13 protein-coding genes are annotated in these 15,372 nt (G+C 73.5%); 7 read left to right on the forward strand and 6 right to left on the reverse strand.

Features of this window, described 5'->3' with window-relative positions:
• Positions 1–8: 8 nt before the first annotated feature.
• The 4 genes from ACIG47_RS09205 to ACIG47_RS09220 all read right to left on the reverse strand — a co-directional run bounded on the left by ACIG47_RS09205 (position 9) and on the right by ACIG47_RS09220 (position 5,368).
• Positions 9–977, reverse strand: coding sequence for a hydroxymethylglutaryl-CoA lyase (locus ACIG47_RS09205; RefSeq protein ID WP_397430532.1), 969 nt, complete (start codon positions 975–977; stop codon positions 9–11).
• Positions 970–2,931, reverse strand: a complete 1,962-nt coding sequence (locus ACIG47_RS09210) for a biotin carboxylase N-terminal domain-containing protein (protein WP_397430533.1) — start codon at positions 2,929–2,931, stop codon at positions 970–972. The genes ACIG47_RS09205 and ACIG47_RS09210 overlap by 8 nt, the downstream gene beginning before the upstream one ends.
• Positions 2,931–4,481 (reverse strand): carboxyl transferase domain-containing protein, encoded by a 1,551-nt coding sequence (locus tag ACIG47_RS09215; protein ID WP_397430534.1) that lies wholly within the window; start codon positions 4,479–4,481, stop codon positions 2,931–2,933. The genes ACIG47_RS09210 and ACIG47_RS09215 overlap by 1 nt, the downstream gene beginning before the upstream one ends.
• Before the next feature lie 62 nt (positions 4,482–4,543).
• Positions 4,544–5,368 (reverse strand): helix-turn-helix domain-containing protein, encoded by an 825-nt coding sequence (locus ACIG47_RS09220; protein ID WP_397413773.1) that lies wholly within the window; start codon positions 5,366–5,368, stop codon positions 4,544–4,546.
• A gap of 108 nt (positions 5,369–5,476) precedes the next feature.
• Between ACIG47_RS09220 and melA the strand changes: the two genes are divergently transcribed.
• The 5 genes from melA to ACIG47_RS09245 all read left to right on the forward strand — a co-directional run bounded on the left by melA (position 5,477) and on the right by ACIG47_RS09245 (position 10,555).
• On the forward strand, positions 5,477–6,850 hold the full coding sequence (gene melA / locus ACIG47_RS09225; protein ID WP_397430535.1) for an alpha-galactosidase: 1,374 nt from the start codon (positions 5,477–5,479) through the stop codon (positions 6,848–6,850).
• Between the two features lie 93 nt (positions 6,851–6,943).
• Positions 6,944–8,242 (forward strand): ABC transporter substrate-binding protein, encoded by a 1,299-nt coding sequence (locus ACIG47_RS09230; protein WP_397430536.1) that lies wholly within the window; start codon positions 6,944–6,946, stop codon positions 8,240–8,242.
• Positions 8,226–9,125 (forward strand): carbohydrate ABC transporter permease, encoded by a 900-nt coding sequence (locus tag ACIG47_RS09235; protein ID WP_397430537.1) that lies wholly within the window; start codon positions 8,226–8,228, stop codon positions 9,123–9,125. The genes ACIG47_RS09230 and ACIG47_RS09235 overlap by 17 nt, the downstream gene beginning before the upstream one ends.
• A complete protein-coding gene (locus tag ACIG47_RS09240) occupies positions 9,122–9,958 on the forward strand; it encodes a carbohydrate ABC transporter permease (protein WP_397430538.1) in 837 nt (278 codons plus the stop codon). The genes ACIG47_RS09235 and ACIG47_RS09240 overlap by 4 nt, the downstream gene beginning before the upstream one ends.
• A gap of 27 nt (positions 9,959–9,985) precedes the next feature.
• Entirely contained in the window at positions 9,986–10,555 is a 570-nt protein-coding gene (locus ACIG47_RS09245) for a TetR/AcrR family transcriptional regulator (RefSeq protein WP_397413784.1), read from the forward strand.
• A gap of 60 nt (positions 10,556–10,615) precedes the next feature.
• Here ACIG47_RS09245 and ACIG47_RS09250 read toward each other — a convergent pair whose 3' ends face one another.
• Positions 10,616–11,791 carry an acyl-CoA dehydrogenase family protein gene (locus tag ACIG47_RS09250; protein ID WP_397430539.1) on the reverse strand — a complete coding sequence of 392 codons (1,176 nt, stop codon included), beginning with the start codon at positions 11,789–11,791 and terminating at the stop codon, positions 10,616–10,618.
• A gap of 96 nt (positions 11,792–11,887) precedes the next feature.
• Between ACIG47_RS09250 and ACIG47_RS09255 the strand changes: the two genes are divergently transcribed.
• Positions 11,888–12,655 (forward strand): enoyl-CoA hydratase-related protein, encoded by a 768-nt coding sequence (locus ACIG47_RS09255; RefSeq protein WP_397430540.1) that lies wholly within the window; start codon positions 11,888–11,890, stop codon positions 12,653–12,655.
• Positions 12,656–12,672: 17 nt separating this feature from the next.
• Positions 12,673–13,485 carry a TrmH family RNA methyltransferase gene (locus ACIG47_RS09260; protein WP_397430541.1) on the forward strand — a complete coding sequence of 271 codons (813 nt, stop codon included), beginning with the start codon at positions 12,673–12,675 and terminating at the stop codon, positions 13,483–13,485.
• Positions 13,486–13,497: 12 nt separating this feature from the next.
• Here ACIG47_RS09260 and ACIG47_RS09265 read toward each other — a convergent pair whose 3' ends face one another.
• The gene (locus tag ACIG47_RS09265) at positions 13,498–14,661 is read right to left on the reverse strand and encodes a GNAT family N-acetyltransferase (protein ID WP_397430542.1); all 1,164 of its coding nucleotides are present in this window, start codon (positions 14,659–14,661) and stop codon (positions 13,498–13,500) included.
• Positions 14,662–15,372 lie beyond the last annotated feature (711 nt).

Consider the following 15,372-nt stretch of genomic DNA (forward strand, 5'->3'; position numbering starts at 1 on the left):
GCGATCCGCTAGGCCCCGCGCAGCGCCCGGTACACCCGGCCGGTCAGCTCGTGGTCCAGGTGGGGCTCCAGCCAGGCGCTCGCCTCCACGAGCCGCGGCAACGACACCCCCGTGGTGATCCCCAGGCCGTCCAGCATCCACACCAGGTCCTCCGTGGCGAGGTTCCCCGTGGCCGACTCGGCGTACGGGCAGCCGCCGAGGCCGCCCGCCGACGTGTCGAACGTCGTGACCCCGTGGCGCAGCGCGGCCGCGACGTTGGCCAGGGCCTGCCCGTACGTGTCATGGGCGTGCAGGGCGAGCACGTCGTCGGGCAGGCCCGCCGCGTTGAGCGCGTCCAGGAGCGCGACCACGTGCCCCGGCGTGCCGACGCCGATCGTGTCGCCCAGGGAGAGCTGCTCGGCCCCCAGGTCCATCAGGCGCCGGCCGGCCGCCACCACCTGGGCGACCGGCACGTCCCCCTCCCACGGGTCGCCGAAGCACATGGACACGTACGCGCGCACCCGCATCCCCGCCGCCCGCGCCCGGGCCACGACCGGCTCGAACATCGCGTACTGGTCGTCCAGGGACCGGTTCAGGTTGCGGCGCGCGAACGTCTCCGTGGCGCTGGCGAACACGGCGACGTGCCGCAGCCCCAGGTCCAGGGCCCGGTCGAGGCCCCGCTCGTTGGGCACGAGCACCGGCAGGTCGCGGGCCCGGTCGCCGAGCCGGTCCAGCAGCGCCCCGAGCACCTGCTCGGCGTCGGCGAGCTGCGGCACCCAGCGCGGGTGCACCAGGCTCGTGGCCTCCACGACCGGCAGCCCGGCGTCCAGCAGCCGCTCGACGAGCTCCACCTTGACCACGGACGGGACCACCGCGTCCTCGTTCTGGAGCCCGTCGCGCGGGCCCACCTCGTAGACGGTGACGCGTTCGGGCAGGGCCGGGTCACGGACCACCTGGGGCCGCCGCGCTCCGGACCCCGTCGTCGCGTGCTCAGTCATCGCCCGCTCCCGTGCTCGCCGCGCCCGGCGCCCCGTCGTCAGCACCGGTCGTCACCTCGAACAGCACCTGCCGCGCCGCGACCTGCTCCCCCGCGGCCGCCCGCACCCGCACCACGCCGTCCGCGGGTGCCACGAGCGCCACCTCCATCTTCATCGCCTCCAGGACGCCCAGCGCCTGCCCGGCGGTCACCGTGTCGCCGTCGCGCACCTCGACACGGGCCAGCGAGCCCGGCATCACCGCGACCACCACGCCGTCGGACAGCTCGGCCCGCGCCGGGCGGGCGGCGCCGGGACGCACGAACCGGAACGTCTGCCCGCGCGTCACGACCTCGACGGACCACGGCCGTACGTCCACCTCGAACCGGGCCGTGACGCCGTCGATCTCCAGCAGCCCGTCACCCGCCGCGCGGCACGACGCCGGCGGCTCGCCCGCGCGCCGCACCTCGCCGCGGGCGACGCTCACCCGGACCACCTCCTCGTCCAGCTCGACCCACGTGTCGGCGGGCGGACCACCGGGCCGCCAGCCGTCCCCGCCGTCGCGCGCCGCGGCGGCAGCCACGGCCCAGGCCGCCGCGACCAACGCGGGTCCCGGGTCGGGCGCGGGCAGCGGGTGGGTGTCCAGCCACGCGGTGTGCACCTCGCCGTCGCGGAACGCGGCCGAGTCCGCGAGCGCCCGCACGAACCCGGTGTTGGTGACCAGCCCGCCGATCACCGTGGCGTCGAGGGCGTCGACGAGGGCGTTGCGGGCGGTCTCGCGGTCGGGGCCGTGGGTGATGATCTTGGCGACCATGGGGTCGTAGGCGGCGGGCACGACGCTGCCGTCCTCGATGCCGGCCTCGACGCGGGCATGCCCGGGCCAGCGCACGCGGGTGGCGGTCCCGGCCTGGGGCAGGAACCCGCCGAAGGCGTCCTCGGCGTAGATCCGGGCCTCGATCGCGTGGCCGGTGACGGCGACGTCGTCCTGGGTGAAGCCGAGCTCCAGCCCGGCGGCGACGCGCAGCTGCTGCTCGACGAGGTCGATGCGCTGGCCCCGGACGGTGACGACCTCCTCGGTGACGGGGTGCTCGACCTGGAGGCGGGTGTTCATCTCGAGGAACCAGGCGCCGCGGATGCCCTGGCCGGTGTCGACCAGGAACTCGGCGGTACCGACGCCGGTGTAGCCCACCTGCTGGGCCAGGTTCACGGCCCACAGGTGCAGCGCGTCGCGGACCGCGGGGTCGAGGTCGGGGGCGGGCGCCTCCTCCAGCACCTTCTGATGGCGGCGCTGGGCCGAGCAGTCGCGCTCGTGCAGGTGCAGGACGTTGCCGTGCTGGTCGGCGAGGATCTGCACCTCGACGTGCCGGCCTCGCTCGACGTATCGCTCCAGCAGCAGGGTGTCGTCGCCGAACGCGGCGGCGGCCTCGCGGCGTGCGGCGGCGACGGCGGGACCGAGCTCGTCCTCGCCGCGCACGATCCGCATGCCCTTGCCGCCACCGCCGGCCGCGGCCTTGACCAGGACCGGGAAGGTGAGGTTGCCCAGGCCGGCGAACCAGCCGTCCCGGATGTTCCCGAGGGATCCCAGCACCGGCACGCCGGCCTTCCGGGCCACCTCGTGCGCCCGGTCCTTGCGCGCCATCGCGTCCATCGCCCCGGGCGGCGGCCCCACCCACGTCAGCCCGGCGCCGACGACGGCGCGTGCGAAGTCGGCCTGCTCGGACAGGAACCCGTAGCCGGGGTGCACGGCGTCGGCCCCGGACTCCTTGGCGGCGGCGAGCAGGGCGGGGATCGACAGGTAGGACTCGGCGGCGGGCGTCGGGCCGAGGCGGACGGCGACGTCGGCGGCCCGGGTGTGCGGGGCGCCGGTGTCGGCGTCGGAGTGGACGGCCACGGTGCGCAGGCCGAGGCGGCGGGCGGTGCGGATGATCCGCAGGGCGATCTCGCCGCGGTTGGCGACCAGCAGGGTGCGCATCGTCATCACATCCGGAAGATGCCGTAGGAGGGCTCGGCGATCGGGGCGTTCGCGGCGGCGGCGAGGCCGAGGGCGAGCACGCGGCGGGTGTCGGCGGGGTCGATCACGCCGTCGTCCCAGAGGCGGGCGGTGGCGTAGTACGGGTTGCCCTGCGTCTCGTACCGGGCACGGATCGGTTCCTTGAACGCCTCGACGTCCTCGGGCGCGAGGTCCCGGCGCACCGTGGCGAGCACGGAGGCTGCCTGCTCCCCGCCCATGACGGAGATGCGGGCGCCGGGCCACATCCACAGGAACCGCGGGTCGTAGGCGCGCCCGCTCATGCCGTAGTTGCCGGCACCGAAGGAGCCGCCGAGGACCACCGTGAACCGGGGCACCGAGGTACAGGCGACGGCGGTGACGAGCTTGGCGCCGTCTTTGGCGATGCCGCGGTGCTCGTACTCCTTGCCGACCATGAACCCGGCGATGTTCTGCAGGAACACGAGCGGGATGCGCCGCTGGTCGCAGAGCTGCACGAAGTGGGCGCCCTTGAGGGCCGACTCGGAGAACAGGATGCCGTTGTTGGCCACGATGCCCACCTGGTAGCCGTCGATCCGCGCGAAGGCGCAGACCAGCGTCTCGCCGTAGCGGGCCTTGAACTCGACCAGCCGCGAGCCGTCGACGATCCGCCGGATCACGTCGCGCACGTCGTAGGGCGTGCGCGGGTCGGCGGGCACGTCGTAGAGGCCGTCGGGGTCCAGCTCGGGTTCCTCCGGTGGCTCGCGGTCCAGGCTCGGCGGACCGGCGGTGGTGGTCGCGACGATCTCGCGGACGATGCGCAGCGCGTGGGCGTCGTCGTCGGCGAGGTGGTCCGCGACGCCCGACGTCGTGGTGTGCACCAGGCCGCCGCCGAGCTCCTCGGCGGTGACCACCTCACCCGTGGCGGCCTGCACCAGCGGCGGGCCGCCGAGGAAGATGGTGCCCTGGTCGCGCACGATGACGGCCTCGTCGCTCATCGCAGGCACGTAGGCGCCGCCGGCGGTGCAGGAGCCCATGACGGCGGCGACCTGCGGGATGCCGCAGGCGGACAGGTTGGCCTGGTTGTAGAAGATGCGCCCGAAGTGCTCCCGGTCGGGGAACACCTCGTCCTGCATCGGCAGGTAGGCGCCGCCGGAGTCCACGAGGTAGACGCAGGGCAGGTGGTTCTCCGCCGCGACCTGCTGGGCGCGCAGGTGCTTCTTGACCGTCATCGGGTAGTAGGTGCCGCCCTTGACGGTGGCGTCGTTGGCCACCACCACGCACTCGCGGCCGGCGATCCGGCCGACGCCGGTGACGATGCCCGCACTGGGCACCGCCCACTCGTCGCCGTACATGTCGTAGGCGGCCAGCGCCCCGATCTCCAGGAACGCCGACCCGGCGTCCAGCAGCCGGTCGACCCGGTCGCGCGCGAGCAGCTTGCCGCGCGACGTGTGCTTCTCGCGGGCGGCGGGCGAACCGCCCTCCCGCACGCGCGCCATGCGCTCGCGCAGCTGCGCGGTCAGGGTGCGCAGATCGGTTCCAACGCCCGTGTCGGTGGCCATGTGCCGCAGCATAGCCCGCCGGTTAACGATCGTTAACCCCTGACGCGCCCGGCGGTCCGCGCTCAGCGGAAGCTGCGCCGGTAGTCCCCCGGCGCCACGCCGCACACCTGCCGGAACGTCTCGTAGAAGCTGCTCTGCGCCGTGAACCCCGCCAGGTGCGCGATCTCGGCCGCCGTGCGGTCCGAGGTGAGCAGCAGCCGCTGCGCCTCGGCGACCCGGCACCGCGCGATGTACGCGCCGACCGTGGTGCCCACGACCCGCCGGAAGAGCGTCATCGCGTGGCTGGGGCTCAGGTGCACGGCGCGGGCCACGTCGGCCGCCGTGATCGGCGAGCGGTAGTGCTCGGCCACGAACTGGGCCATCGCCGCGGCGCGCCCGGCCGGGCCCGACCGTGGCACGGGCCCCGGCTCCTCCCGCGTGGCCCCGGTGAGGGCGCGGCGCACGAACGCCTGCGCCTCCAGCATGACCACGGTGTCCTGCCCGCCGTCCAGCACGTCCCGGCACCACGTCGCGAACAGCGCGGCGACGTCGCGCACCAGCGCCTCGGAGGGCACCACCACGGGCCGCGCGTGCAGCAGCACCGCGAGCTGCTCGGTGGGCAGGGCCCAGCTCAGCACCTCCGTCAGCGGGATGTGCACCCAGGACACGTCGGTGGGCGTGGCGGCCGGATCGACGAGCTGGTGCGGCGTGCCACCCCAGAACAGCGCCACCTCGCCCGCCTCGACCCGCAGGTGCGACCCGCCGAAGAGGTATTCCAGGCGCCCGGTGTGCACGAGGTTGAGCTCCAGGTCGTCGTGCCGGTGCGGGCGCGGCATCACCGGCGGCGCCCCGTGGCGCACCCACAGGGCGGGTTCGGCCAGCTCCACCTCGTCGTCCGCGAGCGCCATGGGCGGGAGCATAGGGGTGTCGACGCCGGAGCGCAGACCGAAGGATCCCGGAGAGCCGGGGCACGCAGCCGGAGGACTCACCGCCATCCTCGCCCCTAGCGTCGCAGCATGGCTTCCTCACCCAAGATCACCATCATCGGCGCCGGTGGCTTCGTCTTCCCGTTCCGCCTGGTCGGCGACCTGCTCAGCTTCCCGGCGCTCCAGGGCGCCACGCTCAGCCTCATGGACCTCGACGCCGCACGCCTGGACCGGGTGGCGTCCGCGACGCGCGAGCTCGTGGCGCACCACGGCCTGCCGACCGTGGTCGAGCAGACCACCGACCGCCGCGAGGCCCTGCGCGACGCGGACTTCGTGATCATCACGTTCCAGGTGGGCGGCGTGGAGTCCTACCGGCACGACGTCGAGATCCCGCGCCGCTACGGCGTCGACCAGACGGTGGGCGACACCGTGGGGCCGGGCGGCGTGTTCCGGTTCCTGCGCTCGGTGACCGCCTACCAGGACATCGCCGCGGACGCCCTGGAGCTGTGCCCCGGCGCGCAGTTCATCAACTACGCCAACCCGATGGCCATGGCCACGGCGTACCTCAACGCGCTGGGGCTGCGCACGGTGGGACTGTGCCACAGCGTGCAGGGCACCACCCGCATGCTGGCGCGCACGCTCGGCGTGCCGTACGAGGAGGTCACCTACCGCTGCGCCGGCATCAACCACCAGGCGTGGGTGCTGGAGTTCCGGCACGGCGCCGAGGACCTGTACCCGCGGCTGCGCGAGGTGATGACGCAGCGGCACCGGCGCGGCCGCGCCGCTGCCGACCTGGTGGCCGACGACGGCGACCACTCCGAGGCAGCGCTGGCAGCCAGCACCTACGAGGGCGGCAACGAGCAGGTGCGCACCACGCTGATGAACCACTTCGGCTACTTCGAGACGGAGTCCAGCCACCACGCCTCGGAGTACGTGCCGTGGTTCCGCAAGGACGACGCCACGACGAAGGAGTACCTGCCGGAGCGCTGGGACTACTACGAGATCTGCGCCGCGCACGACGAGCAGGGCGACGTGGACGAGCAGCTCGCCCGCCTCAAGGCGGACCTGAGCCCGTCGGTGGAGTACGGGGCCTCGATCGTCAACGCGGTGGTCACGGGTGTGCCCGCCGTCGTGTACGGCAACGTGCCGAACGCGGGCCGCGTGGTGACCAACCTGCCGGACGACGCGTGCGTCGAGGTGGCGTGCCTGGTGGACGCGAACGGGGTGCAGCCCACCAGCGTGGGCGACCTGCCGCCACAGCTCGCGGCGATCAACCGCACCAACGTGAACGTGCAGACGCTGGCGGTGCGGGCGGCCCTGACGGGTGACGTCGCGCACGTGCACCACGCCGTGGCGCTGGACCCGCTGACGTCGGCGCACTGCACGCTGGAGCAGGTCCGCGCGATGACCGAGGAGCTCCTGGCGGCGCACGCGGCGCTGCTGCCGGCGGCGCTCACGCGCTGAGCACGCCACGGTGTCCCGGGCGACGGAGCCCGGGACACCGCTCACGAGCCCGCACGGCGCGGGCCGCACCACCCTCGACGGAGAGGAGACGACATGCCGACGCACCCTGCGCGCGGGCGGAGACTGTCCCGGCGCGCGTTCATCGCGGTCGCGGGGATCAGCGTGGCGGGCGCCCTGGCGGCCTGCTCCGGCGCCCCGACGGCGACCAGGCACCTGCGGCTGTCCTCGTGGAACATCCCGCTCGACCTCGAGTCCTACCAGGCGATCGCCGACGAGTTCGTGGCGGCGCACCCGGGCACGAGCGTGGCGGTGGAGGTGACGACCGGCCAGTTCCACCAGTGGTTCATCACGCGGCTGGCGGCCGGGCTCGCGCCCGACATCATCCGCATCACCCCGCAGCAGATCGGCCGGTACGCCGCCAACGGCAGCCTCGTGGACCTCACGGGGGCCGTGCCGGCGGACTACCGGGACGACTACTCGGAGCCGTTCTGGGCGATCGGCGCCCGGGAGGACGGCCTGTACGGCGTCTTCCAGCACACGGACAACTTCATCACCTACTACCACCGGGGCGTGCTGGAGCAGATCGGCGTGACCCCGCCGTCGTCCCTCGACGACGCGTGGCACTGGGACGAGTTCCTCGAGATCGCGCGCGAGGCGCGCGCCGTGACCGGCGGGTACGGCTTCGGCTACGGCTGGGGCGGCGCCGAGACGGCGTACCGGTGGCTGCCGATCGTCTACCAGAACGGCGGCACCTTTCTCGGGGAGGACGGCGAGACGCCGTCCATGGACAGCGCCGAGGCCGTCGGCGCCCTGGAGTTCGGGCGCCGGTGGTACGCCGAGGGGCTGGTGTCGCCGGCGAACATGAGCAAGTCCGGGGGCGGGGCGGTGGGCCGCGACCTCTTCCTGACCGGTCAGATCGGGCTCCTGCTCGACAACCCGGAGTCGATCGCGCCGCTGGACGAGGGCCTGCCCGACGAGTGGGGCACCGCGCCCATGATCCGCAACACCGGCGAGGCGTCCGACCTGGGCGGCAACGCGCTGGCGGTCACCAGGTCCAGCAAGCATCCCGAGCTGGCGGCCGAGCTGGTCGCGTACATCACGAGCCGGGCCAACGTGGTCGAGTTCTGCCGGCGCGGCAACTGGCTGCCCGCCCGGGCCTCCCTGGACGCCGCCGACATCGGCTACGACCGCCACGCCGGCACCATGCAGCAGTTCATCGACCAGGCGACCACCATCCCGCTGTCGATGGTGCGCGCGGAGTCCGGTCCGTACTTCAGCTCGCTGAACTCGGTGTTCGCCGACTACCTCGACCTGTGCTTCCTCGGCGAGCTGACCCCCGCCGAGTGCGGCGCCCAGATGACGGAGGCGATGCGCAGTGTCACCACGCGATGAGGCCCCGGCCCCGCCCCGGCGACGGCCCCGCTGGGCGCCGTACGTCTTCGTCGGCCCGGCAGCCCTGCTCTTCCTGGCCTTCTCGCTGCTGCCGATCGTCATCGCCGTGGCCCTGTCCTTCCAGGACACCGCGACGCTCGGCGACGGCGAGTGGGTCGGCGCCGCGAACTACCGCACCATGGTGGGCGACCCGCTGCTGCGCACCGCGCTGCTGAACACCCTGGTGTTCACGGTGGGCACGGTGCCCACGGCGATGGCGATCGGCCTGGGCCTGGCCGTCGCCCTCAACCGCCCGCTGCCGGGGCGCGGCCTGCTGCGCGCGCTGTTCTTCGTGCCGATGATCGCGGCGGGCGTCGTGGTCGGCGTCATCATGTCGTGGATCTTCAACCCCGACTACGGCGTCGCGAACAACGCGCTGGCCGCGCTCGGCCTGGCGGGCCTGCCCTGGCTGACGTCGCCGCGGACGGCGATGTTCACCCTGGTCGCCGTGGTGGTCTGGACCCGCATCGGGTTCTGCATGGTGATCTACCTCGGCGCGCTCCAGTCCATCCCCGCCGAGCTGCGCGAGGCCGCCGCGATCGACGGCGCGAGCGGGTGGCAGCGGTTCCGGCGGCTCACGGTGCCGATGCTGGCGCCGACCACGTCGATCCTGCTGATCCTCAACGTGGTGTTCTCGCTGCAGGCGTTCGACGTCATCTACGTGATGACGGGCGGCGGCCCCGGGTTCTCCACGACCGTGCTGATCCAGTACGTGTTCCGGTCGGCGTTCGCGGACGCGCGGATGGGGTACGCGGCGGCGCTCGGCCTGCTGCTCGTGCTGATCCTGCTGGTCTTCACCCTGCTGCGGCACCGCGCCACGAAACGAGCGGAGGAGCTCCTGTGACCCTGACCAGCAGACGACGCGCCCGGCGCTGGCTGCTCACGGCCGGCCTGACCGCCGTCGCGACCGTCGTGGTGTTCCCGCTGTACTGGATGGTGGTGTCCGCGCTCACGCCGGGCGGCCAGTCGCAGAGCAGCGAGTTCTACCTGTGGCCCGACGCGCCGACGACCGGCAACTTCACCGAGGTGTTCGCCCAGCAGCCCGTGTGGCACTGGCTCGGCAACTCTTTCTTCGTGGCCGCGGTGGGCACGGCGCTGTCGGTCTGCGTCTCGCTCGGCGCCGGCTACGCCCTGGCCAAGTACCGGTTCCGCGGTCGCGGCGCGCTGTACGCGGCGTTCCTGGTGACCATCATGATCCCGATCCAGGTCACGCTCGTGCCCGCGTTCCTCGTCACGGCCCGCCTGGGGCTCGTGGACTCGCCGTGGGCCGTGATCCTGCCGACCCTGTTCGACGTGGTGGGCATCTTCATCGCCCGGCAGTTCATGCTCGGCGTGCCGGACGCGCTCGTCGAGGCCGCGCGCCTGGACGGCGCCGGGGAGCTGCGCACGTTCGTCCGCGTGGTGCTGCCGACCTGCTGGCCGCTGGTGGGCGTGCTGGTGATCCTCGGGTTCATGAACCGGTGGAACGACTTCCTGTGGCCGCTGGTGGTGCTCCAGGGCAACGAGAGCCTGACCGTGCCGGTCGGGCTGTCGACCCTGACCAGCAACCCGGCGTTCACCTCGCCCTGGGGTGCGGTGATGGCGGTGGCCACGGTCGCCGTCGTGCCGCTGCTCGTCGTGTTCCTCGTGTTCCAGCGGACGTTCGTCCAGGGCATCGCGAGCACGGGGATCAAGTGAGGCGCCCGCGCTCCTAGACTGCTTCCCGTGACCCCGCGCAGGCAGCAGATCCTGAGCACGGCGGCCGACCTGTTCGCGGCCCGCGGCTTCCACGGCGTCTCCATGGGAGACATCGGCGCAGCCGTCGGCGTCTCCGGTCCGGCGCTGTACAAGCACTTCGCGGGCAAGGAGGACATCCTCGGCCAGTGCCTGCTGCACGCCTCGGACCAGCTCCTGGCGGGCGCACGGGAGCTGCTGTCCGACGTCGGCGCTCCGGCGGGTGCGGGGCCCGAGGGTGCTCTGCGCGCCCTGATCGCCCGGCACGCGGACTTCGCGCTCGACAACCCCGCGCTCATCGTGATCCAGGAGCGCGAGTGGGGCGCGCTGGGCACCGAGGCCCGCGCGCAGGTGCGCAAGCACCAGCTCGCCTACATCGACGTCTGGACCGACGCGCTGCGCCCCCTGCGCCCGGACCTGTCCGCGCCGGAGGCCCGCGCCGCGGTCCAGGCGGCGTTCGGCCTCCTGAACTCGACCCCGCACAGCGCCCGCATCGGCCGCGGGACGATGCACGCCCTCCTGACGAACATGGCCTTCTCCGCCCTGTCCGGCGATCGTTGAGTGCCGGGCATCCGTTGCCTCGATCCGTCCCGAGACAACGGATACCCAGCACTCAGCGGGTCATTCGACCGGGAGGCCCAGGCCTCTTGCGATGAGCATGCGTTGGAGCTCTGACGTGCCCTCGCCGATCTCCAGGACCTTCGCGTCGCGGTAGAAGCGGGCGATCGGGCCGTCCTCCATGACGCCGTAGCCGCCGAAGACCTGCGCCGCGATGCGCGTGGCCGTCACCGCCGACTCCGTGGCGTAGAGCTTGGCGACCGAGGACGCCCGGCGGAACTCGTCCAGCGGGGCGCCGGAGTCCTTCAGCGCCGCCGCCCGGAAGGTCAGGGCCCGGCTTGCCTGGAGCATGACCTCGATGTCGGCGATCTGGAACGCGACCCCCTGCTTGCGGCCGATCGGCCCGCCGAACGTGGGGCGCACGCCGGCGTGCTCGACGGTGAGCTCCAGCATCGCCTGGATGCAGCCAGTCGCGAGCGCCGCCACGGCCACGCGCCCGGTGTTGAGGCAGGTCATGAGCTGCTTGAACCCGTTGCCGCGCTGCCCCAGCAGGTTGGCCTCGGGCACGCGCACGTCCTCGAAGCGCAGCGGGTGGGTGTCGCAGGCGCGCCAGCTCATCTTGTCGTGCAGGGGTTCGACGACGTACCCCGGGGTGTCGGTCGGCACCACGATGGCACTGAGCTCGGGGCTGCCGTCCGGTGTGGTGCCCGTGCGCGCCGCGACAGTGCAGACGCTGGTGACGGGCGTGCCGGAGTTGGTGATGAACTGCTTGGCGCCGTTGATCACCCACTCGCCGCCGGACAGCTCGGCGGTGGTGGCCATGGCGTTGGCGTCGCTGCCCGCGCCCGGTTCGGTGAGGCCGAACGCGCCGAGCGTGCGGCCGGCCACGAGGTCGGGCAGCCAGGTCTCCTTCTGCTCGTCGGTCCCGTAGGCCAGCAGCGTGCCGACGCCGAGGCCGACGCCGGCCCCGAGCGTGATGCCGACGGACTGGTCCACGCGGCCGATCTCCTCGACGGCGATGGCGAGGCCGGTGAGCCCGAGGTCGGACCCTCCGTACTCCTCCGGGGCGGTCAGGCCGAACAGGCCCAGCTCCCCCATCTGGTGCACCACCTCGACGGGCAGACGGTTGTCCCTGTCCCATCGGGCGATGTGGGGCGCGATCTCGCGGTCGGCGAAGTCCCGGACCGCGTCCCGGAGCTTGGTGTGCTCCGGGTTCTCTGGTGGATGCATGTTGCGCATGTCACAGAGGTTAACCACCATTAACCCCAGTACGCCATACTCGACGCGCACGGATCAGCGCACGGACCCACGCACGGCCCGCAGGAGGATTCCCCGATGCCCACCCAGACCCTCGTCACCTACGAGGTCGCCGACGTCCGGCCGACCGGCGGCCCCGCGGCGTCGTACGCCCGGATCACCCTCGACGGGCCCCGCCGCAACGCACTGTCCGCCGCGCTGCTCGACCAGCTCGGCGCGGCCCTGGACCGCGCCGCGCACGACGACGTCCGCGCCGTCGTCCTGGCCGCGAACGGGCCCGCGTTCTGCTCCGGCGCCGACCTGACCGAGGCGCTGGCCGACGGCATGGCGTCGTCCGCCCGGCGGCTGGCCGACGTGCTGCGCGCGCTCCTCGCCCTGCCGCGTGCTGTCGTGGCCCGCGTGCACGGCCCGGTGCGGGCCGGCGGCATCGGCCTGGTCGCGGCGTGCGACGTGGCGATCAGCTCCGACGCCGTCACCTACGCGTTCACCGAGGCCCGGCTCGGGCTCGCGCCGTCGGTCATCTCGCTGGCGGTGCTGCCGCGGATGACGCCGCGCGCGGCGTCGCGCACGTTCCTGTCCGGCGCGCCGTTCCCGGCCGCCGAGGCCGCCGCGCACGGGCTGGTCACGAGCGCCGTCCCGGCCGGCCGCCTCGACGCGAAGGTCGCCGACGTGCTCGCCGGCCTCGCGGCGGGCGACCCCCAGGGTCTGGCCGCGACCAAGGCTCTGCTCAACGCCGACGCGCTGGCCCGCTTCGACCGTCACGTCGACGACGCCGTCGCCACCTCGGCCGCGCTGTTCGCCTCGGAGCCCGCCCGGGCCGCCATGGAGAGGCTGCTGAGCCGCTAGGGATGTTTGGATGGGGCGTGGCCACCCGCATCTCCTCGCGCAACGCGCGCTTCCAGCAGCTCCAGACCCTCCTGACCAACCGCACCAAGCGGCACCGCGCCGGGGAGTTCCTGGTGCAGGGCGTGCGCCCGCTCACCATGGCGGTCGAGCACGGCTGGGAGATCCGGGCCCTGCTGTACGACGGCGACCGCCGGCTCTCGCAGTGGGCCCGGGACCTGCTCGCGGCGCACCCGGACGTCGAGCACGTGCGGATGGCCCCCGACCTGCTGGCCGAGCTGGCCGAGAAGGACGAGGCGGAGCTGCTGGCCGTGGTGGCGATGCGGCCCGACGACCTGGACCGGATCCCGGCCGCCCCGGACTTCCTGGGTGTCGTGTTCGACCGGCCCACCCAGCCGGGCAACATCGGCGCGATCGTGCGGTCGGCCGACGCGTTCGGCGCGCACGGCGTGATCACCACGGGGCACGCCGCCGACGCCTACGACCCCAAGGCCGTGCGGGCCACCACCGGGTCGTTCTTCGCCACCCCGGTGGTGCGCGCGCCGTCGACGGCCGAGGTCATGGCGTGGGTCGAGGCGCGCCGCGCCGCCGGGCTGCCCGTCGTGGTGGCCGCCACGGACGAGCACGGCGACGCCGACGTGTCCGCGTTCGACCTCACCCAGCCGGTGCTGCTGCTGGTGGGCAGCGAGACCGCGGGCCTGACCCGCGCGTGGCTGGACGCCGCCGACGTGACGCTGAGCATCCCGATGACGGGCTCGGCCAGCTCCCTCAACGCGGCCAACGCCGCCACCGTGGTGCTGTACGAGGCCCGGCGCCAGCGCCTGGCGCGCTGACGCCGGACGGGCTCAGAGCTCGATCGACAGCATCCGCGAGCCCGTGGTCTTCACGTACCCCAGGCTCGCGTACAGGCCGTGCGCGCCGCTCGGGTTGGCCGTGTCGACGTCGAGCGCCGCGTACTGCATACCGTCCGACGCGAACGCCCGCATGCCCGCGGCCAGCGCCGCGAGGGCGATCCGGCGGCCCCGGTACGCGCGCCGTGCGCCAAGGATGTCCGTGTACCCGAACGAGTACCCGCGCACGGCGAAGTCCTCGGGGTACCGGCCCGCGAGCTGGTAGCCCACGACCAGCGGCTCGCCGGCACGCAGGGCGGCGGCGGTGGCGTCGTCGGTGTCGGGCAAGGCGAGCAGGGCGTCGACGTCGGGCGCGTCGTCGACCACGACGAACGACCAGTCGGGCGCGAAGCCGGCGCGCTGCGCCCACTGCCCCGGCGTCTGGGGCTGGCTGCCCCAGTGGTCACGGAAGGCGTCGTTGTGCGCCAGGCGGGTGGCCTCGTCGAGCTCCGCGGACCACGGGACGAGCCGCAGCGTCCCGTCCAGCGCGACCTCCGGGACGGGCGCCGCGTCCGGGCCGGTCAGCGGGCGGGCCAGGTCGGAGTAGTAGCGGCGCGGGGTCATCCCGGCGCGCTCGTAGAGACGGTGCTTGGACGCCGGCGCGTCGTCCTCCGCAAAGACCGCGATGCGCGCGGGCACGTCCTTGCCCGACGCCGCGAGCTTCTGCCGCCCGCGGCCGATCGCCCAGGCCAGCAGCTCCCGGCCGATGCCCTCTCCGCGCCGGTCCGGGTGCACCCCGCCCCAGGTGAAGGCACGCACCTCCGTGACGTCGCCCGGCGGGCACTCGACCTGCGCCCAGGCGACGAGCGCGCCGTCGTCCGCGGGCGAGGTGGAGAACCCGAGCAGGGAGTCGGCGGCCATGTCGCGCCACGCGCCGTCGAACAGCTCCTCGATCTCCTCCAGGGTCTCGACGTACGGCTCGGCGTCGGCCCGGGCGATGTGGTTGCGCAGCAGGAGCCACGCGGGTGCGTCCTCACGGGTGGCGGGGCGCCAGGTCAGGTTGCCGGCCGTCGGGATCGCGAGCGTCGCCGGCGCGGCGGCACGCTCGGCGATCGGGGTGGGTGCGGGCTCGGACACCGGGTCGGGGACGGCTGAGGGGGCGGACGTGCTCGTGGACATACGGTCACGCTAGGCGAGTGCACGGTGGCGGGCACGGGAATTTGCGGGTGATCGGCCAGGAGCGGGGCTGCGGCGGGACGGGAGGGTGCCTGGGGTGGGGGTCTGTCATCGGCTTCGTGCGGCGGGTTCGTGCGGCGGGTTCGTGCGGCGGCTTCGTGTACCGGTTTCGTGCGGCAGCTCCGCAGAGCAGCTCCGTACAGCGGCTCTGTGCGGCAGCTCTCTGCGGCAGCTCCGCACACCGGCTCCATACACCGGCTCCATACACCGGCTCCATACACCGGCTCCATACACCGGCTCCGTACAGCAGTTTCGTGAGGCGGCTCGTGCGGGTGTTGCGGGCCGTCGTCGTTCGGGCGGCAGTCCTGTCCGCGCAGCAGTCCCTGCCCGTCAGATTTGTCTGTCAGATCCGTCTGTCAGATCCGTCTGTCAGATCTGTCTGTCAGATCCAGGCGGCAGATCTAGGCGGCAGATCCGGGCGGCAGATCCGGGCGTCTGTTCACCTGGCGGCTCCAGGCGGCAGGCCCAGGCGCCAGCTCCGGGCGGCAGCCCCGAGTGCTGAGGGGTCACCAAGTCGGCAGTTTGCACCTTCCCGACCACGAGGTGGGGGGGGGGGGGGGGGGGGGGGGGGGGGGGGGGTGGGGGGGGCGGGGGGGGGGGGGGATAGTGCGGGCGGATGGCCGGGTGAGCCTGTGTGCCAGGGTGCTGCGGGGG

The sequence above is a fragment of the Promicromonospora sp. NPDC052451 genome, assembly GCF_044547525.1.
Lineage (GTDB): Bacteria > Actinomycetota > Actinomycetes > Actinomycetales > Cellulomonadaceae > Promicromonospora.

Excerpts from the sequence above, each read along its gene's own strand:
- ACIG47_RS09205 (WP_397430532.1), bottom strand. The coding sequence starts at position 977 with ATGACTGAGCACGCGACGACGGGGTCCGGAGCGCGGCGGCCCCAGGTG.
- ACIG47_RS09210 (WP_397430533.1), bottom strand. The coding sequence starts at position 2,931 with ATGACGATGCGCACCCTGCTGGTCGCCAACCGCGGCGAGATCGCCCTG.
- ACIG47_RS09215 (WP_397430534.1), bottom strand. The coding sequence starts at position 4,481 with ATGGCCACCGACACGGGCGTTGGAACCGATCTGCGCACCCTGACCGCG.
- ACIG47_RS09220 (WP_397413773.1), bottom strand. The coding sequence starts at position 5,368 with ATGGCGCTCGCGGACGACGAGGTGGAGCTGGCCGAACCCGCCCTGTGG.
- melA (WP_397430535.1), top strand. The coding sequence starts at position 5,477 with ATGGCTTCCTCACCCAAGATCACCATCATCGGCGCCGGTGGCTTCGTC.
- ACIG47_RS09230 (WP_397430536.1), top strand. The coding sequence starts at position 6,944 with ATGCCGACGCACCCTGCGCGCGGGCGGAGACTGTCCCGGCGCGCGTTC.
- ACIG47_RS09250 (WP_397430539.1), bottom strand. The coding sequence starts at position 11,791 with ATGCGCAACATGCATCCACCAGAGAACCCGGAGCACACCAAGCTCCGG.
- ACIG47_RS09255 (WP_397430540.1), top strand. The coding sequence starts at position 11,888 with ATGCCCACCCAGACCCTCGTCACCTACGAGGTCGCCGACGTCCGGCCG.
- ACIG47_RS09265 (WP_397430542.1), bottom strand. The coding sequence starts at position 14,661 with ATGTCCACGAGCACGTCCGCCCCCTCAGCCGTCCCCGACCCGGTGTCC.